The following is a 256-nucleotide window of genomic DNA, read 5'->3' on the forward strand; positions in this document are numbered from 1 at the left end:
GATGCAGGAGGCACACAAACGAAAGCGGTATTAGATGGTGATGAGTATGTAATCAGTGGTGAAAAGTGCTGGATTACAAACGCAGAGTATGCAAATACAATTATTGTAACCGCTATCAACGGTGTTGAAGAGAATGGTAGAAAACGTATTTCTGCATTTATCGTACCGACTACAAGTGAAGGATTAACGATCTCAAGTCCTTACGATAAGATGGGTGTTCGCGCTTCTAATACTTGTGAAATCGTACTTGATGGTG

At 40.6% G+C, this 256-nt stretch carries 1 protein-coding gene; it reads left to right on the forward strand.

Annotation, left to right across the window (positions count from 1 at the left end):
• On the forward strand, positions 1-256 hold a 256-nt coding region (locus tag JDS96_RS31265), incomplete at both ends, for an acyl-CoA dehydrogenase family protein (RefSeq protein WP_199669173.1).

Source organism: Bacillus cereus group sp. N21, assembly GCF_016483395.1.
In the GTDB taxonomy this organism is placed as follows: Bacteria; Bacillota; Bacilli; order Bacillales; family Bacillaceae_G; genus Bacillus_A; species Bacillus_A pseudomycoides.